The sequence below is a fragment of the Roseateles albus genome (assembly GCF_028595345.1).
Taxonomy (GTDB): domain Bacteria; phylum Pseudomonadota; class Gammaproteobacteria; order Burkholderiales; family Burkholderiaceae_C; genus Paucibacter_A; species Paucibacter_A albus.
Map to the genome: position 1 here is coordinate 35,480 of NZ_JAQQXT010000008.1, position 26,927 is coordinate 62,406.

Sequence of the window (26,927 nt, forward strand, 5' to 3'; positions counted from 1 at the left end):
CCATTCGCGCGACAGCGACCGATCAGGGATTTCTCGACAGATGACAACAACAATCACCCCGGGGCTGCTGGTCCTGCATGGCAACCGCGCCGAACTGCTCGGCGAGGCGGTGTTCGAGTGGCTGCGGCGTCAGCCTCTGGACCCGCTGGAGGAAGAAATCTTCCTGGTGCAAAGCAATGGCGTGGCCGAGTGGCTGAAGATGACGCTGGCCGAAGCGAGCGGCATCTGCGCCGCCACCCGGGTCGAGTTGCCGGGGCGCTTTTTGTGGCGCTCGTATCGGCAGCTCTTGGGTCGGGAGGCGGTACCGGCGCAGTCGCGGCTGGACAAGCTGCCGCTGACTTGGGGGCTGATGCGGCTCTTGCCCGGGCTGATGGAGCGACCCGGCTTCGAGCCCTTGGCCGGTTTTTTGCGTCTGGGCGGCATGGAGCGGCGGTTGCAGCTGGCCTCGGCGCTGGCCGATTTGTTCGACCAATACCAGGTCTATCGCAGCGACTGGCTGGCCGCCTGGGGTGCGGGGCAAGATGTGTTGCCGCGCTCGCTCGACGAAGACGCCCGCAGCGCTAAGGCCTTGCCGCCCGACCAGGCTTGGCAGGCGGCGTTGTGGCGCGAACTGCAAGCGCCGCTGAGTGAAACGGAGCGGGCCAGCTCGCGGCCGCAGCTGCACCAGCGTTTTGTTGCGGCGCTGCAGGAGGGTCAAGCGCCGCACTGGGCAAGGGAGAGCCCGCTGGCCCGGCGCGTTATTCTGTTCGGCATGACCCATGTGCCTATGCAGACGCTGCAGGCGCTGGCGGCGCTGTCCGAGCATTGCCAAGTGGTGCTGGCGATCCCCAACCCCTGCCGCTATCACTGGGCCGACATCATGGACGGGCGCGAGTTGCTGCGCGCCGAGAGGCGCCGCCAGCCGCTGCGCCAAGGGCTGGATCTGGCCACCTTGTCCCTTGAAGAAATGCATGCCCACGCTCATCCCTTGCTGGCCAGCTGGGGGCGCCAGGGGCGCGACTTTGTGCGCCAGCTGGACGTGTTTGATGATGTGCTGCAGGCGCAGGAGCGCTTCCAGGTCAGCAAGGTCGATTTGTTTGACGAAGCACCGGGCAAGAGCTTGTTGGCCCAGGTGCAAGCGCATATCCGCGACCTGACACCGCTGGCCGAGCATCCGCGCCCGGCCTTGGCGCTGGATGATTACTCGATTGCCTTTCACATCGCGCACAGCGCGCAGCGCGAGGTCGAGATCCTGCATGACCAGCTGCTGACCCTGCTGGCGCAGGCGGGGGGCAGCATCACGCCCAGAGACATCGTCGTCATGGTGCCCGATATCGAAGCCTTCGCGCCGGCAATACGCTCGGTGTTTGGGCAGTTCGGTTTTGGCGCGCGCAGCAGCGACAAGCGCTTCATCCCCTATGACATCGCCGATCTGAAGGAGCGCGCCAATAACCCGCTCCTGGTCGCGCTGGAATGGCTGCTGCGCCTGCCGCAGCAGCGCTGCCGCCTGAGTGAGTTGCAGGCCTTGCTGGAGGTGCCGGCGATTGCCGCGCGCTTTGGCCTGGACCTGGACGATTTGCCGCGCCTGAACCAATGGATGGAGGGCGCCGGCATCAGATGGGGCCTAGGCGCTGAGCAGCGCGCCGAGATGGGCTTGGGCGCTTGCGGCGAGCAAAACAGCCTGGTCTTTGGCCTGCGCCGCATCTTGCTGGGCTATGGCAGCGGCGAAGGGCCGGCCTTTCAGGGCATACAGCCCTATGCAGAGGTTGGCGGATTGAGTGCGGGTCTGGCCGGCTCCTTGGCCGATCTGGCTGCTGCACTGGATGCCTGGTGGCAGCTGATCGCTGAGGGCGCCACGCCTGCGGTTTGGGCCGAACGCTGCCGGGCCTTGCTGGCGGACTTTTTTTCGGCCAGCAGCGAGGCCGACAGCTTGATGTTGGCGGCCGCAGCTGCGGGCCTGAATGCATGGTTGGAGGTTTGTGCGCTGGCAGGCTTTGAGGAGTCCATCGAGCTGGCCGTCGTGCGCGAAGCCTGGCTGGAGAGCCTCGACGCGCCGACGCTGAATCGCCGCTTCAAGGCCGGCGGCGTGACCTTTTGCAGCTTGATGCCTATGCGCGCCGTGCCCTTCGAGGTGGTTTGCCTCTTGGGCATGAATGACGGCGACTACCCGCGCCGCGCCAGCCGCAGCGATTTCGATTTGATGGGCTTGCCCGGCCTGGCTCGCCCCGGCGACCGCTCGCGCCGCGATGACGACAGGCAGCTGATGCTGGAGGCCTTGCTGTCCGCGCGGGCCAAGCTCTACATCAGCTGGAGCGGCCGCAGCGTGCGCGACAACAGCGAGCAGCCGCCCTCGGTGCTGGTCTCGCAACTGCGCGACTATCTGCAGGCCGGCTGGCACAAAGATGTGTTGCAGCGCCTGAGCACCGAGCATCCGCTGCAGCCCTTCAGCCGGCGCTATTTCGAAGCCACGCAGCCGGGCTTGTTCACCCATGCCCGTGAATGGCGCGATGCCCATGTGCAGGTGCAGACAGCGGACGGTCTGGAGCCAGCGCCGCCGCTGGATGAACGCGCGGAGTCACCGTCACCCTTGACCGTCAGCAGCCTGGCCGCGTTTTTGAAGAACCCGGTCAAAGCCTTCTTCAAGCAGCGCTTGCTGGTGCAGTTTGACAGCCAGGCACTTGCGGCCGAGGACGATGAGGCCTTTGCCGTCGCCGGGCTGCTGGAGTATTCGATGCTGCGCAACTTGCTGGACGAGCTGCTGGTGGACCTGAACACCGAACAGGATTTGCCCGAGCGGGTGGCGGCCTACACCGCGCGCCTGCGCCGTGCGGGCAATTTACCCATGGCCGAGCAGGGCTTGCGGGTGGAGAGAAAGCTGGTCGCGACCCTGACGCCGATGCTGCAGGCCTGGCTGGCGCTGCAGACCTTGTACCCGCTGGCGGCGCCCAAGGACTTGCTGCGTTTCCCTTTTGAGGCGACAGAGGAGGCGACAGAGGAGGCGACAGCGGACGGGGCAGCTGTTTTTGAGGATTGGTTGGCCGATGTGCGCTGCCAGGAACTGGGCGGGCAGCGCGTCTGGATTGAGCTCAGCAGCAGCCGGCTTTGCCTGAACGAGAAGACTCAAGCGGTGCAGCCGGAGCGTTTGCTGGAGGCCTGGGTGCGGCTGCTGGCGGCGAGTGCTTGCGGCGTGACGCTGCGCGGCGTGCTGGTCGGCAAGGACGCGACCGTGACGCTGGAGCCGCTGCCCCGCGATCAGGCCCAAACCTTGCTGAGCGATCTCTTGCTGGCCTGGAGCGAAGGTATGCATGGAGGCATGAATGGCGCCAACGCGCCCTTGCCGCTGGCGCTGAGTACCGGCCTAGCGCTGCTCAGCGGCAAGGGTGATGCAGCCCAGGTCTATGAGGGTGGCTTCCGCAGCGACGGGGAGGGCGAGGAGCCCTGCCTGGCAAGGCTGTTCCCCGACTTTGCGGCGCTCAGCGCCGACGGGCGTTTCGAGGTTTTGGCGCGGCGCTTGTACGAGCCATTTCAGCAATGGGTGAAGAGCTGCGCCAAGCTGGAATTGCATCAGGCGGCGAATCTCTTGGAGGCCGCACAGGCATGAGTGAGAACAAAAGCCATCAGCTGCTAGACGCCGGCAGCTTCCCTTTGTGGGGCAGCAGGCTGATCGAGGCCAGCGCCGGTACCGGCAAGACCTGGACCATTGCCGCGCTGTACTTACGCCTGGTGCTGGGCCATGGCGGTGAAAACGGTTTTGCTCGGCCCCTGTTGCCGGCTGAAATCTTGGTGATGACCTTCACCCGCGCCGCCACGCGCGAGTTGTCGGACCGCATTCGCGCGCGCTTGCTGGAGGCGGCCCAGTGCTTTCGAGGCGAAGCCCAGGTCGCTGCCCATGACGACTTTTTGCAGGGCTTGTTGGCAGGCTACGCAGACCCGGCCCTGCGCAGCATCGCCGCGCGGCGCTTGAGCCTGGCGGCCGAGAGCATGGATGACGCGGCCGTGCACACCATCGATGCCTGGTGCCAGCGGATGTTGCGCGAGCATGCTTTTGACAGCGGCTGCTTGTTTGATGAAGCGTTGATCGGCGACGAGCAGGCGATGTTGTTGGAAGCGACGCAAGACTATTGGCGCGCCCAGCTCTACCCGCTCGGCGGCCCGGCCTTGGATCACGCGCTGGCGGTCTTCGGCACGGTTGAGGCCTTGAACACAGACGCCCGTGCTCTCTTGGGCGCAGGCCTGCCGGCCGAAGCAGCGCAGCTGGCGCAAGAGCCCTTGGCTGTTTTGATTGAGCGGGTGGCGGCCGAGCGGGCGGACGGGCTGCAGGTCTTGAAGCAGGGCTGGGCCGAGCGAGCTGTCGCCATGCAGGACTGGCTGGAGGGGCAGATGGCGGCCGATAAGGCTTGCCCCTTCAATAAATCCAAGCTGCGGCCCAACTTTTATCAGCCCTGGTTGCGGGCGCTGGCGGCGTGGAGCCAGGACGCGGCGATGGAGGAGATAGAGATTTCGGCCGCCGGGCGCGCTCGGCTCACGCCGGGCGGTTTGGCCGAGGCATTGAAGGCTGACGCCGCCTTGCCTGAGCTGCCTGCTGATTTCGCCGCCTTTGAGGCCTTGTTGGCAGCCTTGGACGGGCTGCCCGCGCTGGCGCCGCCGCTGCGCCTGCATGCGGCCAGCCGTATTGCGCAGCGTCTTGCGGGCTTGAAGGCGGCCGCCGGCCTCTTCGGCTTTGCCGATATGTTGACGCGCTTGGATCAGGCGCTGGACCCCGCGCTAGGCCTCAGCGCCGAGCGCTTGCGCGCGCGCATCTTGGCGCAGTACCCGGTCGCCTTGATCGACGAGTTCCAGGACACTTCGCCCTTGCAAACGCGCATCTTCGACCGCCTCTACCGGATTGAAGATGAGGCTCGCGGCAGCACCTTGCTGCTGATCGGCGACCCCAAGCAGGCGATTTATGGCTTTCGTGGCGCCGACATTTACAGTTATCTGGACGTGCGCGCCAAGACCGCTGGCCGCCACTATGTGCTGGGCACCAATCACCGCTCCACCGAAGCCTTGGTGGCGGCGGTCAACCAGGTCTTCGAGTTTGCCGAGGCGCGCGCAGGCGAGGGCGCATTCAGGTTCCGCGAGCTTGGCTCCGGGCTCAACCCCTTGCCTTTCGCGGGCGTGGCGGCGCGTGGCCGGGCCGAGCGCTTTGTTGAGGCGGGCGGCACGGTGCCGGCGCTCAGCTGGGTGGTCGACGAGAGCTTGCTTGACGCGGGCAGCAGCCAGCGCCTCTTCGCTGCACGCTGTGCCGAGCAAATGGTGGCTTACTTGAATGACCCCGAGGCCGGTTTTTTTGATGCCGGCAAGGGTGAGTTCAAACGCCTGGCGCCGGCCGATATGGCGGTCCTGGTGCGCACCGGCCGCGAGGCCGCTGCGGTGCGCCGGGAGCTGCGCCGGCGCGGTGTCGCCTCTGTCTATTTGTCGGACAAGGACTCGGTCTTTGCCAGTGCCGAGGCCAGCGATCTTTTGCGCTGCCTGCAGGCGGTGGCCGCGCCGCTGGATATGCGTTTGGTGCGCGCTGCGCTCGCGACCCGCTTGCTGGGCTTGAGCCTGGCCGAGCTGAGCGCCCTGGCCGCAGACGACGAAGCCTTCGATGCGCGCAGCGATGAGTTCAAGGCCTTGCAAGGCATTTGGCAGACGCAGGGCGTGCTGGCGATGTTGCGCCAACTCCTGCACCGACTGCAATTGCCGGCGCTGTGGTTAAAGCAAGGCAATGCTGGCCATACCGGTGAAGGCGGCCAAGGCGAGCGCCGTTTGACCAATTACTTGCATCTGGCCGAATTGCTGCAGGCCGCCAGCGGCCTGCAAAGCGGCGAGGCCGGACTGATTCGCTGGTTGGCGGCGCAGATCGAGCAAAGCGGCCAGCCCGGCGCCAGCGCGGCGGAAGACGCGGTCGTGCGCCTGGAAAGCGACGCCGATTTGGTCAAAGTTGTCACCGTGCACAAGTCCAAGGGCCTGGAGTACCCGCTGGTCTTCCTGCCCTTCGCCAGCAGCTTTCGAGCCGTCAACAAGGCCCGTACCTCCTACGTCAAGCAGCAGGGCGCCGAGGGCCAGCTCTCTTTGCAGCCCAGCGATGAGGAGATCGAGACGGCCGACATCGCCCGGCAGCGCGAAGACTTGCGGCTTTTGTATGTGGCGCTGACGCGGGCGCGGCATGCGCTGTGGATAGGCGTCAGCGCGCTCAAGGTCGGGCAGGCCAAGGACTGCATGACTTACCGCAGCGCCATCGGCTATATCTTGGGCGGCGTGCAGCCTTTTGAGGCACAGCAGCTGCCGCTGCTGGCCCGCGAGCTGGCTGCCGCTAACCCGCAAATTGCGCTATTGCCGGCCGCGCGCGCGCCGGCGCTGGGCCCGACCCTGATGCAGGCACGCGGCGCGCCGCCGCCGCTGCAGGAGGCTCCGGCCTATAACGCTGAATTCGAGCGGCGCTGGGGCATTGGCAGCTTCTCGGCCTTGGTGCGGGCCTTGCCCAGCCAGGCCTTGTTGTCGAACGCTGCGGCGTGCATGGATGAGCCGGCCATGCCGCCTATGCCGTCCGTGCCCGCCATTCCCGCCATGTCCGCTGACAGCGGCCTTGCCGCGCCTGAGCAGCCGCTCCCTCAGCCCTGGCACAGCTTCCCGCGCGGCGCGCTGCCGGGCAACTTCTTGCATGATCAGCTGGAATGGCTGGCCGAGGAGGGCTTCCAGCGGCTGGCCGAATCGCAGGAGCTGCAAGCTCAGCTGCTGCGCCGCTGCGAGCGCCAGGGCTGGGGCCCGCATGCGCAGGACGTCTTGAGCTGGCTGCTGCAGCTGTGCGCCACGCCGCTGCCCGAGGTCGGTGCAGCCCTGAGCGATCTGCGCCGCCCGCTGCCCGAGATGGAGTTTTGGTTCCCTTCGGATCAGCTGCAGTCGCAAGCATTGGACGCGATCTGCCGCCGGCATTTGCTCGGCGACTTGGCCCGCCCGGCGCTGCCGCAGCGCCAGATGCATGGGCTCTTGATGGGTTTTGCCGACCTGGTGTTCGAGCATCAGGGGCGCTATTTTGTGCTGGACTACAAGTCCAATTTCCTCGGTGCCGGCGACGCCGACTACGAGCCGCCTGCGCTGGCCGCGGCCATGGCCGAACATCGCTATGACCTGCAGGCCGCGCTCTATCTCTTGGCCTTGCACAGGCTGCTGCGCGCCCGCCTGGGGGCGAGCTACGAGCCGCAAAAGCAGCTCGGCGGCGCGGTCTATTTCTTCTTGCGCGGCTTGCAAGCACCCAGCCGGGGCTGCTGCGTGGTGGTGCCGCCGCTGCAGATGCTGGATGAGCTCGATCAGCTGATGCAAGGCCTGCAGGTTCAACAATTTTCGGTCGGGAGCGAGGCATGACGGCCGCCTTGGCAGTTTTGGCAGCATTGAAACAATGGAGTGAGCAGGGCTGGCTGCGCCGGCTGGACGCGGCTTTTGCGCGCTTTGCAGCCGAGCAACAGCCGGACGCGACGGCTCCGCTGCTCCTGGCGGCCGCCTTGGTCGCGCATATGGAAGGGCGCGGTCACAGCTGTGTGGAGCTTGATCTTTTGCTGCAAGACAGCGAGGCACTGCTGGGCTGGAAGGCGGACGCGGCGGGTGCCTTGCGCCAGCTGATGCAGGAGCAGCTGCCGCCCGATCTACCCAGCTGGCTGGCCGCGCTGCGGGCGAGCCCGCTGGTTTGGGTGGAACAGGCTGGGGATGACCGCCAAGGCGGGGCCGAACCCTTGGTTCTGAGCGGCTCCAAGCTCTATCTGCGCCGCATGTGGTCTTGCGAGCAAAAGGTGGCCGCGCAGGTGCTGGCGCGAGTGGCCGAGGCGGAAAAGCCCCAGCAGGTGGACGTTCGGCGCTGGCTGGACTTGTTGTTCCCCGAGGCAGCGCCCCAAAGCGAAGTTGAGCCGGCCGACCTTGACTGGCAAAAGCTGGCCTGCGGCCTGGCTTTGAACGGCCGCATGTCGCTGATCACCGGCGGCCCGGGCACCGGCAAGACCTACACCGTCGCGCGCCTGCTGGCGCTGCTGTTTGCCGTGGACCCCGAGCCGCAGCGCCTGCGCGTGGGCCTGGCTGCACCCACCGGCAAGGCGGCGGCGCGCCTCAAACAGGCGATCGACTCGGCGCTGGGTGACTTGCAGACGCAGCTGGGCAGCAACTTGCCGCTGCAGCAGTTGGCGACACAGATCGGCCCGGCGCGGACCCTGCATTCGATGTTGGGCGCACGCCCTGACACGCGCAAATTCAAGGCCGATGCGGCCCACCCGCTGGCGCTGGATGTGTTGATCGTCGACGAAGCTTCGATGATTCATCTGGAGATGATGTCGGCCTTGCTGGAGGCTTTGCCTGCCGGCTGTCGCTTGATTCTGCTGGGCGACAAGGATCAGCTGGCCTCGGTCGAGGCGGGCGCGGTCCTGGGTGACCTTTGCACCGACGCTGAGCTGGGCCGTTACTTGCCCGCAACGGCCGCCTACGCGCAAGCCGTCACCGGGCAGGCTATCGCGCCCGAATACCAGGCGAGCCAAGCTTCCAAGCTGGCCCAGCAAACCGTGATGCTGCGCCGCAGCCACCGTTTCGGCGGGCCGATCGGCCAGTTGGCCTTGGCCGTCAACCGCGGCGACGCCCGCGCGGCGAGCGAGCTGTTGCGCTTCGGCGAGCGCGAAATCTTGCATGAGTTGCAGCCACCCAATTTGGCCGCTCTGCTGCGTCTGGCGGTGCAGGGCCGGCCCGGCGCCGAGGGCGGCTACCGCCGCTATCTGGAGCTGGTCAAACAAGGCCCGGCCCAGCCAGACGCGGCCGGCTTTGAACAATGGGTGGGGCAGATCTTGACGGCCTTCGAGCGCTTTCGTCTCTTGTGTGCGGTGCGCGAGGGGCAGTTCGGCGCCATAGTCCTGAATCAGGCGGTCGAGCAGGCCTTGTCCGAGCAGCGGCTCTTGGTCAAACGCGGTGAATGGTATGAGGGCCGGCCGGTGATGGTGACGCGCAATGATGTCAGCCTGGGCGTCTTTAACGGTGACATCGGCATTGTCTTGCGGCCGCAGCGAGAGTCCGCTGGCACGGAAGGCTCGGCCCAGCGCCTGCGTGCTTATTTCTCCGACGGCGCCAAGCTGCGCTCGGTGGCGGTGAGCCGGCTGGCCGATGTGGAGACCGCGTTTGCGATGACGGTGCACAAGTCGCAGGGCTCGGAGTTTGAGCACACGGTCTTGGTGTTGCCGACCGAGCCCAGCCGGGTGCTGACGCGCGAGCTGGTCTACACCGGCATCACCCGCGCCCGCAAGGCCTTCACCCTGGTCAACGGCTGGCCACCGGGTTTCGCCAAGGCGCTGGCGCAGCGCACGCGGCGCGCCAGCGGGCTGTTGGAACGTCTGGCCGAGAGCCGGGAGCAAAGCTGATGATCAAATTTATCCACACCGCCGACATCCATCTGGACAGCCCTTTGTGCGGCCTGGCCAGTTATCAGAACGCTCCGGCGCAGGCGCTGCGCGGCGCCAGCCGAGAGGCCTTCACCAGGCTGGTCGATGCGGCCATCGACGAGGCGGTGGACTTTATGGTGATCGCGGGCGACCTTTACGACGGCAACTGGCGCGACTACAACACCGGGCATTTCTTCGTGCGCGAAATGGGCCGGCTGAACCAGGCCGGCATCCCCGTCTATCTGCTCTACGGCAACCACGATGCCGAGAGCGAGATGACGCGGCGGCTGACGCTGCCGGCCAATGTCCATCTGTTCGATAGCCGCAAGGCGATAACGCACAAGATAGAGGCCTTGCGGGTCGCGCTGCATGGCCGCAGCTTCAAGGAGGCCGCCACGACCGAGAACCTGGCCCTGGGCTACCCGGCGGCCGTGCCCGGTTGGCTCAATATCGGCGTCTTGCACACGGCGCTGGAAGGCTACGCTGCGCATGCCCGTTATGCGCCTTGTTCTGTCCAGGAGCTGCAGGCCAAGGCTTATGACTATTGGGCGCTCGGCCATGTGCATGAGTATGCGGTGCTGAGCGAGGCGCCCTGGGTGGTTTTCCCCGGCAATCTGCAGGGGCGCCATATCCGCGAGGCCGGGCCGCGCGGTGCGGTCATGGTCACAGCCAGCGAGGCCGGCATTCAAAGCGTGGAGCGCCTGATCGTCGATGTCTTGCGCTGGGAGCGGCTGGAAGTGGAGGTGGGCGGGGCGGCCGATCTGCCGGCAGTGGTCAGCTTGGCGGGCCAGGCGCTGGAGGCTTTGCTGCTCGCGCAAACCGGGGCCTGGCCGCTGGCGGTGCGGGTGACGCTGGTCGGGCGCACGCCGGCTCATGGCGCCTTGTTTGGCCTGGAGGCGCAGTTGCGCGAGGAGGTCTTGGCGCAGGCCGCCGCCCTGAGCGGCGACAGGTTGTGGATAGAAAAACTCAGGATAGAGACCACGCCCGCCCTGGATGCGGCGCAGATCAGCGCACGCGCCGACGCCATCGCCGACTTGCAAGCGCTGCTGGCCGAGGTGCCGCAAGACGGCGACTTCATGCGCAGCCTGACTGAGGACTTGCAGCAGCTCACCGCCAAGGCGCCGCTGGAATTGATCGACGCCTTGCCCGAGTTCAAGGCCATTCGCGCCGGCGATATGGCGGGTATTGTGGCGGCCGTCACGCCGGCGCTGCTGGCTCAGCTGGCGCAGGCGGAGCAGGGCCAGGCGGGAACCTAACGAGGGTTTCCGGTGCAGAATGGTGTGTGGCTGAGGTCGCCACCGATTGCCTTTCAGGAGGAGTTATTTCATGCGTCAATTCCATTTGAACCTTCCCAAGTTCTTTTCCTTGGCCTTGTGTTTGATGATGGTCGCAGCGCCCTTGCAGGCTGGCGCCGCAAGCAAGGCCGACAGTAAAGCGGCAGTCAAGGAGCAGTTGAGTCATGACGGGCTGGAGCAGCGCAAGTCCAAGGATGCGGATCTGGTTTACGCCCGGCCGGGCGCGTCGCTGGCTGGATATAGCAAGGTGATGTTGGGGCCGGTTGATGTGGCCTTCTCCAAGAACTGGGACCCCAAACGCCCCGGCAGCAATTTCAGGATCACCGCCGAGGAACGCGAGGAAATTCGCTCCGGCGTGGCCAATCTGGTGCGGGATGAATTCGTCAAGGCCTTGCAGGCCAAGGATGGCTATCAGGTCGTGGACACGGCCGGGCCGGATGTGCTCAAGCTCAAGGTCAGCATCATCGAGCTCTATGTCAACGCCCCCGATGTGGCAACTGCCGGACGGAGCAAGACCTATGTCACGTCCGCCGGCGAGATGACGCTTTTTCTGGAGGCCTTTGACTCCGAAACGGGCCAGGTCTTGGCGCGAGTGGTCGACCGTCAGGAGTCGAATATCCGGGGCGGTCAGCTGAGCTGGACCAACCGCGTGATGAATCAGAGCGAGGGTGAATTGATCGCCTCGGGCTGGGCGCGAAAATTGCGCAAAGCACTCGACAAGGCGCATGCCGCCGGTAGACAGTAAAGTAGCGCCCAATTCAATCGCCACAGGAGTGCCAGCATGGCCACACAATCCCCCGCCCAGAAGATCGACATCAAGGCCATTGCCTCGGACAGCGGTGTCGCCGTTGAGGCCTATGACACCTATGACACAGACGAAGAAACGCTGGCCGCAGCACACCGCTTTGCTGCCGGCGTGTTGAACCGGGTTGCCGCAATTTGCGAGCAAAGCCCGGGCAAGACCCTGGATGCGGCTGCCCTGCGCAAGCTGGCGCAGGGCTTGCTAGGCTAAGCGGCGACGCCAACGCCAAAGGCTCACTGGATCGGGCAGCAGGCTGAGAAATCAGGGCTAACGCCAAGTTTGCTTGTTGTGCCGGCTGCTATAGGATGCCTCAGCCCGCTTGGTGAGCAGAGGAAACGCAAGATGCATTCAAGATCCGTCCGGTGGAGCCGCCTGGCACTGGCCTGTACCTTTTTGCTGGCCGGCGCTGCCGCTGCGCAGCAGGCCAGCAACCCTGTTTTGAGCGCTGCCGCGCCAGCGGCGCTGCCATCCGCAACGCCGACCCAGCCGCAAGACGTGTTGCGGCTGCTGGACCTCTGGCTCGATGCGCAAGTGGCCTACGAACGTGTCCCGGCGCTCTCGGTGGCGCTGCAGCATGGCCCCGAGCTCTTGTGGAAAAAGGGCTACGGCAAGCTCGATGCCGCCGGCAAGCTCCCAGCCGGCACCGACACCGTCTACGGCATCTGCTCCATCTCCAAGCTGTTCACCTCGGTGGCGGTGATGCAGTTATGGGAGCAGGGCAAGTTTTCGCTTGATGATGACATCGGCAAGCTGCTGCCCGGCTTCACGCTGCAGCGAACGGACCCCGACAGCGGCCCCATCAGCGTGCGCAGCCTGCTGACGCATTCGTCCGGCTTGCCGCGCGAAGCCGACTTTGCCTACTGGACTCCGCCGGAATTCAAGTTCCCCACGCGCGAGCAGATGATGCAAGCCTTGGCGGGGCAAAGCAGCTTTATGCGGGCGGCGGATCGCTTCCAGTACAGCAATCTGGGCATGTCCTTGCTGGGTGAGTTGGTCACCCAGTTGTCGGGCATGCCTTACGAGGACTATGTGCAGCGCCATATCCTGGTGCCGCTTCAGTTGGCCGACACGCGCACCGCCTTACCGACCGAACTGCAGGGCAAGCGGCTGGCCCAAGGTTGGAGTGCGCCGCGTCGTGACGGCACACGCGAGGCGCTCAAGCCCTATGTCGCAGGCGGTATCACACCGGCGGCCGGGTTCAGCTCCACGGTGGAAGACTTGGCGCGCTTTGCAGCCTGGCAATTCCGCTTGCGCAAGCAGGGCGGCAGCGAGTTGTTGAAGGTGTCCACCTTGCGGGAGATGCAGCGCGTGCAATGGACCAACCCGGATGGCAAGGAGACCTGGGGTCTGGGCTTTGCGGTCTACCGTGATGGCAACCAGACGCTGGCCGGCCACAGCGGTCTGTGCCCTGGCTACCAGTCGAGTCTGTCGCTGGTACTGGAGGATGAACTGGCCGTGGCCGCCATGAGCAATGCCAATGAAACCGAGGACTTTGGCCCCCGCTTTACCAAACCGATCCGCAAGCTGATGGAGAAGGGCATGAAGCTGCCCGTGGGAAGCGCTGATTTGCTGGCTTATGCCGGCCGCTACAACGCCCAGCCCTGGGCGAGTGAAATGGTGATCGTGCCCTGGGGCGAGCAATTGGCACTGCTGCCTTTGCCCACCCATGACCCGGCGGGCGACATGCAAGTGCTCAAATCAATGGGCAAGGACGAATTTCGCGTCCTGCGTGATGACGGTAGCCTGGGCGAGGCCTTTCGGTTTCGTCGCGATGCCGCAGGGCAGGTGGACGGCGTGGAAAACTGGAGTCAGTTGATGCTGCGCCTGGGCGCATTGCGCTGAATCGCTCTGTTCTCTCGTTCCTTGCGACGAGGCGCAGGCGAGGTCTCAAATTGCTCGCGTAGACCCTTCCGTATCGTGCGGGTAGCGCCGATGAGGAGTCAAAACCGAGCCGCCGCCCGCCTATCGCGGCAAGAGTGCAGGGAAAAGATCAGGCATTGGCTCTTTCTGTTCGAACGCCAGATTCAAGCGGTTGCAATCGGCAGTTTGCATTCGTGGTCCAAGGTCGGTGGTGTGCCCATTGCCGAAGCTCAAAGTCCTGGTTTGTAGGTCAATGCCACAGCAGCTGCGGTCATTGGCGGTCGAGAGCCGGACTCACGGTGGCGGACAAACAGCGGTCACTGACCAGCCCCAGTGTTGGCTAATCCAACATCCTGTCCCGAGTGACCTGCTGCTATCGAAGCCTGCAGCGCACGCGACCCGACAAAACACGGAAAATTGTCTACTACTTGATCCTGCGAAGCAGAAGCGAGGCGGAATTTTTGCGTGTACATTGGTTGGCACGGTTGCTGCGGCATTGATGCATTGATGCGATGAACTGCAACTCAATCCGGGGTGAGTGGACATGAAGGTCAAGAACGACTGGCACAAGCGCTTCGCCGATGCTGACTGCACGCTTCATCGTCGTCAATGCCTGCAATGGCTAGGTCTGAGCTGCATGGTGCCGCTCTATGCACGTGCGGGCGGCGCTTTGCGGGTAGACCTATTGCTCTTAGAAGGTGCTTCCATTAATTTCGTGTTGCCACTGGTTCGTTTGATAGGGGAGGCCGCCGGCATTGAATGGCAGATTAAGTATGTGCCGTTTGCAAGGATGTTGCAGACGGTGAAAGGGGGGCAGGCTTTGGCCTTGGGGGTAAGCAAGTCACCCGAACGCGAACAGTCGCTCGCCTTCAGCGACTCTGTCACGAGCGGCTACGTCTGGCTGGTCACTCGTCGCAACAATGTTTTTGCATACAGAGCCCCGGACGATCTGCGTGGCCATGCCATGTGTACCGGATTGGGAATGACGCTAGGTGCGGAGTTTGAACGCTTGCGTGCTGAGGGTCTGCGCGTGGAGCGTTTCAGCGGTCGCCTCAGCCAGGGTCTGGCCATGCTGAGCGCCGACCGCTGTGATGTGCTTGTTGTGACCTCTCACCTTGAGGCCGAGCGCTTGGAAAGGGCCTTGCAGAAGCACGAGAATGCCGATGTCGTCGTGATGCGCACACCATTGACTAACAAAGCCCTGAATTTTTCTGTGTGCCAAGGGCATGCGTTAGCGATGCTGCTGCCCCGCATCAATTCCGCTATCGACCAGCAGCGCAACGCCATTAAGATGCTCGTCAGCCAAGCAGCCTGAATCACTTGAAGCGCGGTCCGATAGCATGCCGCGAGCGAGCCTGTTTCCAATTTCTTGAACCTCCGGTTCTCCTTCAGGAGTGGATTGCTGCCTGAGGTTAAACCGTATTAGGCAGCGGCCGCTGACTTGCCAAATTCGAGCGACTGCAGTCAACCTTCCTGCGTCGGACGATCTCGCGCGACGGGCGACAGCAATGGGCACGGAGAAGTCCATCGCTTGCGAAGCGGCGTAAACAAGGTTCTGCTCATGTCCCAGCTGTGCCAGCTTCGCAGCAATCTTTTTTCTTATCCTCTTTATCCCCTCCATCCAGGCTCCGATTTCTTGCTCGTACAAGTCGTTCGGAAATCGTTATTTAGGCGAAGACTAGCGGCGGCTGCACCGGAGGAAATTTTCAGCCAGGATGAAGTGGATGAAAGGGATAAAAGAAAAACGGGCGAGACAGACATAGGCGAGAGGGTCAGGCCTTGCGTATTGCCTTCAAGCAGCCAAGACCGCCTGGTAGCTCCAGGCACTTTGCCGTCAGCCGGCTCAGCTTCCCTCAGTAAGGCCCGCTGGCCAACCAACGCTCCAGCTGCGGCAGCCGGTCATTGCCCCAGAAGCGCTCGCCTTCAACGATGAAGAAGGGCGAGCCGAAAACACCGCGTGCTTCTGCCATGTCAACCTCGGCCTTCAGGCGCGAGCGACTGGCCGGGTTGGCGCTGGCTTCGGCGAAGTCTTCGGCGCTCATGCCCATCTCGGTGCACAGCGCTTCCAGTACTTCTTCGGAGGCGATGTTCTGGTCGTCGACGAAATAGGCCTTCATGACGCGACTGGCGAAGTCGCGGCCCCGCTGAGGTTGGCGGTCATGTATCCAGTGAAAAATCCTGGCGGCCTGTTCGGTGTGGGCGCCCAGATTGCTGGGGGTGCTGTATTCCACACCGTAAAAAGCGGCCAGCCGTTCGGCATCACGGCGGATGTAGTCGCTGCGCATGATGTTGTTGGGGATGCGGATGCGCTCCAGCGACTGGAAGTTTGCATCCAGCACGATGGCACGCCAAGTCACCGTGCGGCCATGGCGAGCGGCGATCTGGTCGATCTGCTCCGAGGCAATATAGCCATAGGGCGAGGCAAAGTCGAAATAGAAGTCGATGGGCGCTGTCATGGGGATTCACTCCGGTGATTTGGCGCGGATTGTAGGGCGCAAGCAGGGCCTGAGCTTGGCTTACCATCGCCGCCATGTCTGAGCCGCGAAAACAAGTCGAAACCTACCCATGCGCATCCAAGAACTAGACCTGCTTCGCTACGGCAAGTTCACCGATCAGCGCCTGGAGTTCCCTGCCCCCGGCGCTACCCCAGCAGCGCCAATTGCGCGCGATTTTCATTTTGTCGTCGGCGCCAATGAGGCCGGCAAATCAACCACCCGCAACGCCATCCTCGACCTGCTGTTCGGCATCGAGACGCGCTCCAGCTACGACTTTTTGCATGCCAAGGCCGATATGCGCTTGGGGGCCATCTTGTCGCAGGGTGAGTTGAAGCTGCAATTTGAGCGCAGCAAGGCGCGCAACAAGTCGTTGTTCGACGCGCGGGGTCAGGCCTTGCCCGAGTCGGCCCTGGCGGCTTTCTTGGGGCCCAGCGACCGGAGCTTTTTTGAGCAGATGTTCGGGCTGGACCACGGGCGGCTGGAGGCAGGCGGCAAGGCGATTCTGAGCGCCTCCAACGATTTGGGGCAGATTCTGTTCCAGTCGGCTGCCGGCATCGGCAGTTTGGGCGCGGTGCGCGAGCGGCTCGATGCCGAGGCCGACAAGCTCTGGGCCAAGCGCCGCTCCGGTGAGCGTGCTTATTACGCCGGCAGCGACGAGTTGGCAGCGGCCGACCTGGCCTTGAAGGCCGCCACCGTGCGCACCAAAGAATGGTTGGACGCGCGCGCCAAAGTGGCCGAGCTGGAGCAAGCCCGGCAGGCGCTGCGCTCCCAGATGCACGGGCTGGCCTTGCAGCGCAGCGTGTTTGAGCGTGTACGCCGGGTAGCGCCTAGCCTGCGGCAGATCGCCGCCGCGCAGGCCAGCCTGACGGAGCTGCAGCATGTGGTCTTGCTGCCGGCGGACGCGGCGCTTGTGCTGGGCGAGCTTGAACTGGAGCTGGCCACTGCCGGGCGCACGCAGGAGCTGTTGATGGGCCAGGCGCAGGCGGCGGCGGAGCGGCTCGCGGCGCTGCAGGTGGATGAGGACTTGCTGCGCCAAGAGGCGGAAATCTTGGCGCTGGAGCAGCGCCGCCAGCAGGTGCGCGGCCATGGCCGGGAAATCGAGGCCTGCCGCGCCGAGTTGAGCGGTCATTGGCAGCAGATTGCGGCCCAGTTGCGCCGCCTGGGGTGGCCTGACCTGGATGAGCAAGCCTTAACGCTGCGCGTGCCGCCGTTGCCGGTGCGCGCCGGCTTTGCCGCTTTGGCCAAGCGTTATGGTCTGCTCGACCTCGCATGCCGCACCGCGCTCAGCGCCGAGGTCGACAAGGCGGCCGAGCTGCAGGCCTTGGCTTTGCAGGCCCAAGGACAGTCGCATGGCGGTGTCAAGCTGCCGGCCAGCTTGGGTTTAGCCCTGAGCCGAGCCCGAGCGCTGGGCGACGTGCGCGCCACGCTGGCCCGGGTGGAGCTCAGGCGCCAGCGCGCCGAGCGGGAGCTCTTGAACGCACGCAACGGTCTGGGCGCCTGGGGCAGGGCCGATCTGGATATGGCGGCGCTGCGCGCGCTGAGCCTGCCCTCCGAGGCGGCGATGCAGCAACGCTTGCAGCGCCAGCTTGATGCACAAAGCAAGTTGCAGGCTCTGCAGGAGCGGCTCGCCGAGCTGCGGGCCGATGAGTCGGCACTCGAGCTGGAGATCAAGCAATACACCCAGGCCCATCAACCGATTTCTTCCGCCGATCTGGCGCAGGCGCGCGAACAGCGTAACGCCCAATGGCAGCGCATCAAGCTGGGCGAGGCGGCGCTGCAGCAGGCTGCTCAAGGCTTCGAGGCCAGCATGGCGCAGGCCGACGGCATGGCCGACCAGCGTCACGCCAAAGCGCGCGAGGCAAGCGAGTTGCAGGCCAAATTGGACGCTTTGGCCAGGCTGCGCCAGCAGAGGGAGGCAATGGCGCAGGCGCACGGCCAGCAGGCCGACCTTGCCTCAGCGCTGGCTGCCGAGTGGCAGGCACTGAGCGAAAGACTGGGCCTGGGCGGGCTGGCGGCTTTGGACCTGGAAGCCTTGCGGCAGGCGCGCCAGCGCGTGTTGGAAGCTCAGGATCAGTTGGAGGAGGCCGTGCAAGAGCAGCAGGCTGTCAGCCAGCAGGCGGCCGAGGCCTGGGCGGGTTTGGCCGGCGGCTTGCGCGCAGCCCAGATTGCTTTTGACGAGGGCGAGGCGCTGGAGACCCTGATGCTGATGGCCGACCAAGCCATGGGCGCGGCGGCGGCGGCCACGGTGCGCGCCGAGGCTTTGTCGCGGCAAATCGAGCAGGGCCGCCATGCCGCCAGCCAGCTGCTGGACAAGCGGCAGGCTGCGCAGGCCGAGTTTGCCCAGTGGCAGCAGGCTTGGGCGCAGGCCTTGCAAGCAATGAGCTTGCCCGAGACGGTGCTGGCGGATGCCGCTGAGCAGGTCTGCGCGTCTTGGTCGGACATCGACGCCGGCTTGCAGCAGATGCGCGATCTGCGCCTGCGGCGGATCGAGCGCATGCAACGCGAGCTGAGCGACTTCGAGCTGGAGTGGCAGGCTTGTGCGGGCAGCTTGAAGCTGGACCTCGGCGGCCCGGGCGATGCGAGCGTGCAGACCTTGCTGGGCCAGTTGGGCGCCGCCCAGCGTGCCCAGGAAGAAGCGCAGCGCCTGCGCCTGGAGCTGGCCGGCCTGCAAAGCAAGGCGGATGCGGCCGGGCTGCGGCTGAGCGAAGCTAGGGCGCGTTTACAGCCGCTCTTGCGGCAGGCCGGTGTGAGCGAGCTGGCCGGCCTGCGGGATTGCATCGCGAGTTCGGACCAGCGCCGCGTGGCCGAAGCCGCGCTGCGGGCTGCGCAGAGCGCGCTGGCCGAGGGCGATGATGGCCTCAGCCTCGCTGCGCTAGAAGCCGAGGTGGCGGGCGTGGATGGGACGCAGATCTCGGTGGCTGTGGCCGAGCTGGCGCGCCAGATCGTTGAAGCGCAACAGCAAAGCGAGGGCTTGAGCGCCGAACTCGATAAAGCGCAGACGGCTCTGGGCCTGATTGCGGGGCAGGACGATGCTGCGCGCGTCGAGGGTCAGCGCCAAGACGCGTTGGCCAAGATGGCCAATGCGGCCGAGCGCTATGTCAAGGTCTACACCGCCTCACGCCTGCTGAAATGGGCCATCGATCGTTACCGCGAAACCAAGCAGGGTCCGATGTTGGGGCGGGCCGGCGAAATATTTGCCGCGCTGACCCTGGGCTCGTTTCAGCGCCTCAGCGTTGACTTCGAGGCACAGCCGCTGAGCCTGCACGGCCTGCGCGCCGATGGCCGGCTGGTGGGCGTGGGCGGCATGAGCGAAGGCACCCGCGACCAGCTGTTTATGGCGCTGCGCTTGGCAGCCTTGGAGCTGCATATCGAGCAGAATCCGGTTCATGCCTTGCCCTTTGTCGCCGATGATTTATTCATCAACTACGACGACGCCCGCGCCGAGGCCGGCTTGCGGGCATTGGCAGCGCTGTCAGAGCGAACCCAGGTGATTTTTCTTAGTCACCATGCGCATCTGCTGCCTTTGGTGCGGGCGGTGTTCGGCGAGGCGGTCAATGTGATTCGGCTATGAGCTCGCACCAAGCTTTTCAATCACGTCTTTCGCTTCCTTCAGACCCAGTCCGGTTTGCTCACGGTAGGCCTTGATCGCCGCAATTTTTGCTTTCGGGTCCTTGGCCAGGGCTTTGACTTCATCTGAAGGTTCGGCGTACTGGCCCCATTTGATGCCCATATGTGTGAGCAAGGCGTTCAGCTTGGCTTCGCTCTCCCGCAGCCGCGTGTGAATGCCCACCAGCTGGGACAAGGCGATAGCCAGGGCCAGCAGTGTCAGGACGAAGAAAGTGTCGTTGTTCATCCGAGGCTCCAGGGTTCATGTGCGCCGAGCGATGCTAGCAGCCTGGGCCCAGCAGCCTTGTGCGACTAGTGGGCCCAGGCGAGCCCAAGTAGACTCCACCACAGCCATGCAACAAACCCGAATCCTTTTAGAAAAAGCCGCCGATCAAGCCTTGCCAGACTGGGATTTTTTGGCACCGGCTTACCAACTCGGCCAATTTACCAAGGGCGTCGATATTTTTGCGCCCGGCGAGTGGCAGCCCTTCGTCTATGTGCTGCGCCGTGGCTTGGTCAAACTCAGCTATACCAACGCGGAGGGCGAGGAATGGATCAAGTCCTTCATTGGCGAGGGCGACTTCTTTGCCTGCCCCAATGTCTTGGTTGCCGGCCTTAAGACCGACTACGGCGCCGTGGCGCTGGAGGACTGCCAGGTCGAACAAATCGATTACGCCGCGATGAAGCGGTTGATGGCTCTTCACCCGGCCTGGCAGCGGGCGATTTCGCAGCTGCTGCAAAGCCATATCGTGCGCAAGGAGCAGCGCGAGCGCGAACTGCTCACCATGCGCCCCGAGGAGCGTTACCAGTCCTTTTTGCAGACTTATCCGGCCTTGGCCAAGCGCATACAGGTGCGGGACATAGCGCATTACCTGGGCGTCACGCCGGAGGCCTTGAGCCGGATCCGTAAGCGCTTGCGGGTTTGATGCAGATCAAGGGCGGAGAAGCCGCGACCCCGCGATTGATTCAGATCATTTGACGCGCAGACGAAGCCGGCGAAGCTGTGGGCTCTTCATCACCTCCCTGTGAATTTTGTGCAGGGCGGTGATGCCGGGCCCTTTTCTTTTCAGTCAGGCTTTCGCCATGCAAACCTCAGTTTCCAGTTCCAGTTCCAGTATCAATCGCACCCAGCTCAAGGCTTATTTGCTGGGCGGCGGCATAGGCTCGATGGCCGCCGCCGCCTTCATGATCCGCGACGCCCAGGTGCCGGGTGCCAACATCACCATCCTGGAGGCGCTGCCCTTGATGGGCGGCAGCCTGGATGGCGCCGGCGACGCCGCAAGCGGCTATTCGCTGCGCGGCGGCCGCATGCTGACCACGGATAACTACGAATGCACCTGGGATCTTTTCAAGACCATCCCCTCGCTAGAGCATGCCGGGCAAAGCGTGTTCGAGGAAACGCTGGCCTTCAATGAAAGGCACCAAGCTCATTCAATGGCGCGCCTGGTCAACCGCCAGCGCGCCAAGATGCCGGTGGAAGCTATGGGTTTCTCGATGAGCGACCGGCTTGAGCTGCTCAAGCTCAGCCAAGCCAGCGAGGAGGCGCTGGGCAGCTCGGCCATCACCGACTGGTTGTCGCCGGCCTTCTTTGAGACCGAGTTTTGGTTTATGTGGGCCACCACCTTCGCCTTCCAGCCCTGGCACAGCGCCGTTGAGTTCAAGCGTTATCTGCATCGCTTCATGTTGGAGTTCTCTCGCATTGAAACGCTGGGCGGTGTCAAGCGTACGGTGTACAACCAATATGACTCGCTGGTGCGGCCCTTGCAGGCTTGGTTGCAGGCGCAAGGCGTGCGCTTCATACCGGATTGCAAGGTCACCGATTTGATTCATACCGAGCAAGACGGCCAGTTTGTGGTCACTGCGATCGAGTGCCAGCGCGCCGGTGCGGCCGAGCGCATCGTTGTCAGGGAAGGGGATCTGGTGTTCTTCCAGAATGGTTCGATGACCGATGCGTCCAGCCTAGGCAGCATGCACAGCGCGCCGCCGGCCTTGAACAAGCACGACAGCGGCGGCTGGCAGCTCTGGGAAAAGCTGGCCCAGGGGCGGCCCGAGTTCGGTAACCCTGCCGCCTTCAACAGCAGCATTGCCGAGTCGATGTGGGCTTCGTTCACGGTGACGCTGAAGGACACGCGGTTCTTCGACAAGATGCAGGCTTTCAGCGGCAACGAGGCCGGCACCGGCGGACTGGTGACCTTCAAGGACTCCAACTGGTTGATGTCCATCGTGCTGGCGCACCAGCCGCATTTCGCCAATCAGCCGGCCGAGGTGCAGGTGTTTTGGGGCTATGCCTTGTTCCCCGACCGGATCGGCAACTTTGTGGCCAAACCGATGGCCGACTGCAGCGGCGAGGAGATCCTGCGAGAGCTCTGCGGCCATCTGCGCTTTGATCTGGATGCGGTGGCCCAGGCCAACTGCATCCCCTGCCGCATGCCCTACATCACCAGCATGTTCATGCCGCGGGCCCACAGCGATCGGCCCTTGCCGGTGCCCAAGAATTCGAAGAACCTGGCCTTCATCAGCCAGTTTGTCGAGATCGCTGACGACGTGGTGTTCACTGTCGAGTATTCCGTGCGTGCCGCTCAAATGGCGGTGTACGAGTTGGTGAACGTGGCCCGTCCGGTGCCGGCCATCATCCCGCATGACAAGTCGGTGAAGACGCAGTTCGAGGCCTTGGTGAAGGCCTTGAAATAGGGTCTGCGGCGGACCGCGCCGACGCAGGTGGCAAGGCCACACTAGGCCTTCATCGGCGCGGGCCGCCCCAGCAAGAATCCCTGTACCTCGTTGCAGCCGAGTTGATTCAGCTGAGCCAACTGGCCGCTGCGCTCGACGCCGGCTGCGCTGACTTGCAGGCCCAGCGCTTGCGCCATCGCGATGATGGAGCCGACCACCTGCTGGGCATGGGGGTCGGTGTCCAGCGCTTCAATCAGGCTGCGGTCGATCTTGAGCTTGTCAAACTGGCCGCGCCACAGATAGGACAGGCTGGCCGGGCCGGAGCCGAAGTCGTCCATCACGATGCCCGCGCCTAGGTGGCTCAGGCCCTCCAAGGTACGGGCCACGGCCTCGCGTTGGGGCAGCAGGATGGCCTCGTTGATTTCGAGGTTCAAGCGTAGCGCCGGCAGGCCGCTGGACTTGAGTGCTGCGGTCACGCTCTTGATCAGCTTGCCGTGCAAGAGCTGGCTCGCGGCCAGATTGACCGACACCGTCAGCGGGCTGGGCCAGCGCATCGCTTCGGCGCAGGCCTGCTGCAACACCCAGTCCCCCAAGGCTTCCATCAAGCCGGCGGCGTCGGCCGGTTCAATGAAGGCCAGCGGCAGCAGCGGGCCGAGCTGCGGGTGCTCCCAACGCAGCAGCGCTTCATAGCCGAGCAGGTGCTCGCCGCCATGGGCAAAGATGGGTTGGTAATCCAGGCTCATCTGCGAGCTGCCTATGGCTGCGCGCAGATCGCTCATCAACTCGCGCTGGCCTTTGAGCTTGTCATCGAGCTGCTCGTCATAGAGGCTCCAGCAGCCGCGTCCTTGGGTCTTGGCGCGGTACATGGCGAGGTCGGCTTTGTGCATCCAGTCTTCGCAATCGACCACCTCGGCGCTGTATTGGGCGATGCCTATGCTGGCGCCGACGCGCGCCGCCTTGCCGGCCAGCATGACCGGCTGGGTCAGCGCATCGATGATGCGCTGGGCCAGCACTTCCAGGTCTTGCGGGCTCGCAATTTGCTGCAGGATGACGGCGAATTCATCGCCCCCTAAGCGTGCCAGGTGATCACCCAGACGCAGCAGCTCGCGCAGGCGCTGGGCGGTGATGCGGATGACTTCGTCGCCATGCGCGTGTCCGAGGCTGTCGTTAACGGCCTTGAAATGATCGAGGTCGAGGTAGAGCACCGCCAGGCCCTGGCTGCCACGCCTCGCTTGGGCGAAGGCGATATTCAGCAGCTCATTGAAGCTGGCCCGGTTGAAGGCGCCGCTCAAGGAATCGTGGCGCGCCATGTACTGCACCTGCGCTTCGATGGCCCGGCGCTCCAGCAGGCGCATCCGCACATGCTCCAACGCAGCCAGCACGCTCTTGGGGTGCTGTGGCGAAACCGGGACCGGGCTGTCCAGGTCGCCCTTGGCGATGGATCTGGCGATGCGCCGGGCCAGGCCGGGGTCGCCGCCGAGTTGATGGTCGAGCAAGCGCACCAAGCCTATACCCGCAAGAGCTGTCAGCGCGGTCAGGCCGAGCAGGCCACCGACCAACCAGAGCTCGCCGGCCTTGAGTTCGTCACTGGCTGTTCGCTCGGCGCGGTCCTGGGCGGCCAGCAAGATGGGCTTGAAGGCCTCCATATCCTTGGCCAGGCGGCCATAAGCTATCAAGGTGGAGTCGTCCTGGGCATCAATCAGGCGCAGCGCCAGCAAGTCGTCGATATGGGTCTTCAACTGCGGCCACTTGAGCGCGGCTTCGGCACTCACCGGGTCACTCTGCGGCAAGGCAGCCAGATCGTCGGACACATGTGTCATGGTCCGGGCAAGCGCTTCACGTGCGCTCTTGGCACCTTGTGAGAGCAGCAGTTCGCCACTCAAGCGCAGCAGCCTTTGGCCGTCCAGCGTCAGATGATGGGCGGCGTTGGAGCGGGCCTGCGCCTCATCCATGCGCTCAAAAGCAGCGCGCGCCAGCAGCAGCATCACCAAGGCCAGCAAGGCCAGGCCGGCAGCGCCCCAAACCACCCGTTGGCGCAGCGTCAGACGCTTGGGGCGGGCTGCTGTCTCGTCCTTGCTGAGGGCGGGGCCCTTTGTGCTCAAGGTGTCCATCGCTGATTGGAGGTTGAGGTGCTTGGATTGATTTTGCCGAGGGGCTATTCCTCTTTCGGCAGACCGGCAGCTTCCCAGCCGGCCCAGCCGCTGCGCAGGTAATGCACATTCACATAGCCTCGGCGCTGCGCAAGCACGGCCGCTTTGTAGGACTTCCAGCCGGTCGGTCCATCGCTGTAGAAGAGTAGTGGCGTGCGCTTGTCAGGCGGCAGTTTTTCGAAGTCGAAACTGTCGACTGCCGCATCAAAATTCTCGGCAAACTCGCTTTTCTCTTTGTAGGCTAGCAAGCGCGCGCCTGGAATATGACCCTTGGCGTAGCTCAAGGGGCTGCGGGTATCGATGCAAATGGCCTTGCCCCCACTCATCAGCGCATGCGCCTCTTGCGGGCTGATCACCTTGCCGCCAGCCAAGCGGGTCGGCGTCTGGGGTTTGTCTTGCGCTCGGGCCGGCAAACTGGTGACCAAGGAAGCGGTCAACACTTGGATCATCAAGCCCACGAAAAGTCTGCGATCTTGCATCGGGAACTCCGGCAATGGAACATAGTCAGCGCCCAAGCGCTGACCAAGCCCGGGCCAATATTGCAGCAATATCGGCTTGCGCGTGGCCGGCTTGAGACGAAATAGCGACTCTATCCTTGCGCTGCAGCCTTGTGGGGCTAGGGATGGTGGCTTGGGAATCAGGCCAGCGCGACTCGGTCGCGGCCCAAAGCCTTGGCTTGATAAAGAGCCCGGTCGGCGCGCTGGAAGATGGCGTCACCGTCGTCGCCCGGCTGCCAGACGGCGACTCCAAAGCTGGCGCTGATGGCCGGCTTTGAGGGCTCGGCCGCCGAGCCTACTTGCTGCCTGAGGCGCTCGGCCAGAACCAAGGCGCTGTCTGCGCGGGTATCGGGCAGCAAGGCAATGAACTCTTCGCCGCCGTAGCGAAAGGCCTGATCCTGGGAACGCAGGCCGCCGCGAAGCCGTGTGGCGAAGGTTGCGAGCACTTGGTCGCCGGTGTGATGGCCGAAGCGATCATTGATGCTTTTGAAGAAGTCCAAGTCGATCATCAGCAGCGCGAAGGGCTGTTCTTGTCGCTGTGCTGCACCCAAGGCCGCATCCATCGCTTCATCCAGCGCGCGGCGGTTTGGCAATCCGGTCAGGCCATCGGTCAGCGCTTGCATGCGTACCTCGGCCTCGGCGCGCATCTTGCACATTTGCAAGAAGCCGAGGTTGGTGGCGATGATGTAGATGAAGCCGAACAGGTAAATCGGTTGATTCCATGCCTCGGGGATGCTGAACTGCCCCACATTGATTGCGTCGAGCAGCAACACACCGGCGCGTACGGGCAGCAGCAGAGCCATGGCAAAGTAGAGCAGGGCCACGATGCGCTGCACCCGACGCAACTCCGGCCTGGGGCTTCGCCACAGCGCCAGCGCATTCAGCCACTCCAGGCCGGCGTAAACAAAGCCGTTGAAGATGGTTGGTATGAGTCGATGTTCGCTGGGTGTCAAGCCGCTGGCAACGGTTGCAGCGGCCGTCACCAGGACGAACATCAAGGCCAGTCTTCGAATGGCGATGGGCAGGCCGAGGAACTGCCGAATGGCGGTAAAAAACAAGGCCACGCTGAGGGCACCCAGCGCATTGCCGAGCAAGGTCGACAGCGGCATCGGCCACCAGCTTAAATTGGCCAGCAGCAGGTAGGCCAGGGCCTGGCAGCCCACGGCCCACATCCAAGTCTTCAGCCCATTGCCTTCATCGGCCGGGCTGCGGGCGACCCAGAGCATGGCGGCAATGGCCGCCATGGCACAGGTCTGGGCGAGAAACAGGGTTCGGATGTCCAAGTGGCTAGCGGCGATGTTCAACAACTGGGTTTGTCATGGGCGGCAGCCAATGTAGCGGCAAACGCTTGCTTGCCTAGCTGGAGTCTTGCCTGTGTGCTTGGCTTTGGTCCAGCTTTTCACGCTTGGCCTCGCGCAATTGCGCTTGCGCGCGTTGTACATCGCCGCTGAGGCGGCTGGCCAGCAGGTCGATCAGGTGAAAACCAAAGGCATGGTCTTGGTAATAGAGCTGCCGGACGGTGCTGTCATGAATCCGCAGCACGGTGCAAGGCGTGACGCAGCGCACGGTGCTGGTACGAATGCGGTCGGGGGAGAAAAGTGCAATTTCGCCAAAAATGCGGCCGGGCTCCAAGACCTTGCCCAACTCGACCAGTTCCATCTCTCCTTCCACCAATAAAAACAGATGCTCGGCCAAGTCGCCCTTGCTGAACAGGGTTTGGCCGGCCTTGAGCTTTTTGGCCTTCATATAGGGCTTGAGCCACAGCCCGGCCTGACGGGCGTCGGCCTCCGCGCGGTGGACCCGGCGGGTCAGCTTGCTGACTTCAATCGCGCGGTAAAGGTTGACCGGCAGCAGCACGGCTGCGATGGAAAAAGTGATCGGCGACGGATGCAAGGCGCCATAAATCATCAAGCCGACATTGCTGCCGGCAGCCAACCAGCGCAGCGGCATCATGGTTCGGGCCAGCGCGCCGGCCATCACCAGGGCGACGGCGATGGCCGCCGCCAAATGCGCGAGTGTTTGTTGTGGCGAAGCCAAGACGTCCCCGAGCCATGCTTGGGCAAACTCAGTCAGCTGTGAAATCGACTCGTTCAAGATGGCGCTCGCTACCCAGGCTGTTACTGTGACCTAGTGCCCAAATTGTGC

At 64.1% G+C, this 26,927-nt stretch carries 17 protein-coding genes; 11 read left to right on the plus strand and 6 right to left on the minus strand.

The genetic code is table 11. The annotated features are described in order from the left end of the window. The first annotated feature begins 40 nt into the window (after positions 1-40). The 8 genes from recC to PRZ03_RS13845 all read left to right on the plus strand — a co-directional run bounded on the left by recC (position 41) and on the right by PRZ03_RS13845 (position 14,679). On the plus strand, positions 41-3,580 hold the full coding sequence (gene recC / locus PRZ03_RS13810; protein ID WP_273600847.1) for an exodeoxyribonuclease V subunit gamma: 3,540 nt from the start codon (positions 41-43) through the stop codon (positions 3,578-3,580). Beyond that, complete coding sequence (gene recB, locus PRZ03_RS13815) at positions 3,577-7,365, plus strand: exodeoxyribonuclease V subunit beta (protein ID WP_273600848.1); 3,789 nt, start codon at positions 3,577-3,579, stop codon at positions 7,363-7,365. The genes recC and recB overlap by 4 nt, the downstream gene beginning before the upstream one ends. Then, entirely contained in the window at positions 7,362-9,386 is a 2,025-nt protein-coding gene (gene recD / locus PRZ03_RS13820) for an exodeoxyribonuclease V subunit alpha (RefSeq protein ID WP_273600849.1), read from the plus strand. The genes recB and recD overlap by 4 nt, the downstream gene beginning before the upstream one ends. Before the next feature lie 2 nt (positions 9,387-9,388). Continuing rightward, positions 9,389-10,663: a metallophosphoesterase gene (locus tag PRZ03_RS13825; RefSeq protein WP_273601031.1), complete on the plus strand. Its 1,275-nt coding sequence runs from the start codon at positions 9,389-9,391 to the stop codon at positions 10,661-10,663. A gap of 70 nt (positions 10,664-10,733) precedes the next feature. Next, the gene (locus tag PRZ03_RS13830) at positions 10,734-11,447 is read left to right on the plus strand and encodes a DUF3313 domain-containing protein (RefSeq protein ID WP_273600850.1); all 714 of its coding nucleotides are present in this window, start codon (positions 10,734-10,736) and stop codon (positions 11,445-11,447) included. 36 nt (positions 11,448-11,483) lie between these two features. Next, positions 11,484-11,714 (plus strand): hypothetical protein, encoded by a 231-nt coding sequence (locus PRZ03_RS13835; protein ID WP_273600852.1) that lies wholly within the window; start codon positions 11,484-11,486, stop codon positions 11,712-11,714. Positions 11,715-11,846: 132 nt separating this feature from the next. Beyond that, positions 11,847-13,346, plus strand: a complete 1,500-nt coding sequence (locus PRZ03_RS13840) for a serine hydrolase domain-containing protein (protein ID WP_273600853.1) — start codon at positions 11,847-11,849, stop codon at positions 13,344-13,346. Between the two features lie 562 nt (positions 13,347-13,908). Further along, the gene (locus PRZ03_RS13845; protein ID WP_273600855.1) at positions 13,909-14,679 is read left to right on the plus strand and encodes a substrate-binding periplasmic protein; all 771 of its coding nucleotides are present in this window, start codon (positions 13,909-13,911) and stop codon (positions 14,677-14,679) included. 538 nt (positions 14,680-15,217) lie between these two features. Here PRZ03_RS13845 and PRZ03_RS13850 read toward each other — a convergent pair. Further along, a complete protein-coding gene (locus PRZ03_RS13850; RefSeq protein WP_273600856.1) occupies positions 15,218-15,820 on the minus strand; it encodes a 2-hydroxychromene-2-carboxylate isomerase in 603 nt (200 codons plus the stop codon). A 109-nt stretch (positions 15,821-15,929) separates the two neighbouring features. Between PRZ03_RS13850 and PRZ03_RS13855 the strand changes: the two genes are divergently transcribed. Then, positions 15,930-19,430 carry an ATP-binding protein gene (locus PRZ03_RS13855; RefSeq protein WP_273600857.1) on the plus strand — a complete coding sequence of 1,167 codons (3,501 nt, stop codon included), beginning with the start codon at positions 15,930-15,932 and terminating at the stop codon, positions 19,428-19,430. On the opposite strand, the gene PRZ03_RS13860 is transcribed toward PRZ03_RS13855, so the two are convergent. Further along, positions 19,425-19,712: a ribosomal protein L7/L12 gene (locus PRZ03_RS13860; protein ID WP_263533954.1), complete on the minus strand. Its 288-nt coding sequence runs from the start codon at positions 19,710-19,712 to the stop codon at positions 19,425-19,427. The two genes, PRZ03_RS13855 and PRZ03_RS13860, sit on opposite strands and share 6 nt — an antisense overlap. Positions 19,713-19,818: 106 nt before the next feature. Here PRZ03_RS13860 and PRZ03_RS13865 point away from each other — a divergent pair, with 106 nt between their 5' ends. Together PRZ03_RS13865 and PRZ03_RS13870 are read left to right on the plus strand one after the other, a co-directional pair. Then, positions 19,819-20,391, plus strand: coding sequence for a Crp/Fnr family transcriptional regulator (locus tag PRZ03_RS13865; protein ID WP_273600858.1), 573 nt, complete (start codon positions 19,819-19,821; stop codon positions 20,389-20,391). A gap of 157 nt (positions 20,392-20,548) precedes the next feature. After that, complete coding sequence (locus PRZ03_RS13870) at positions 20,549-22,156, plus strand: oleate hydratase (RefSeq protein ID WP_273600859.1); 1,608 nt, start codon at positions 20,549-20,551, stop codon at positions 22,154-22,156. A gap of 41 nt (positions 22,157-22,197) precedes the next feature. Here PRZ03_RS13870 and PRZ03_RS13875 read toward each other — a convergent pair whose 3' ends face one another. From PRZ03_RS13875 to PRZ03_RS13890, 4 genes are all read right to left on the minus strand, one after another. Beyond that, complete coding sequence (locus PRZ03_RS13875; protein ID WP_273600860.1) at positions 22,198-24,237, minus strand: putative bifunctional diguanylate cyclase/phosphodiesterase; 2,040 nt, start codon at positions 24,235-24,237, stop codon at positions 22,198-22,200. 53 nt (positions 24,238-24,290) lie between these two features. Further along, a complete protein-coding gene (locus tag PRZ03_RS13880; RefSeq protein WP_273600861.1) occupies positions 24,291-24,764 on the minus strand; it encodes a rhodanese-like domain-containing protein in 474 nt (157 codons plus the stop codon). 158 nt (positions 24,765-24,922) lie between these two features. Further along, on the minus strand, positions 24,923-26,086 hold the full coding sequence (locus PRZ03_RS13885; protein WP_273600862.1) for a GGDEF domain-containing protein: 1,164 nt from the start codon (positions 26,084-26,086) through the stop codon (positions 24,923-24,925). 52 nt (positions 26,087-26,138) lie between these two features. After that, entirely contained in the window at positions 26,139-26,876 is a 738-nt protein-coding gene (locus PRZ03_RS13890; protein WP_263533960.1) for a Crp/Fnr family transcriptional regulator, read from the minus strand. Between the last annotated feature and the right edge of the window lie 51 nt (positions 26,877-26,927).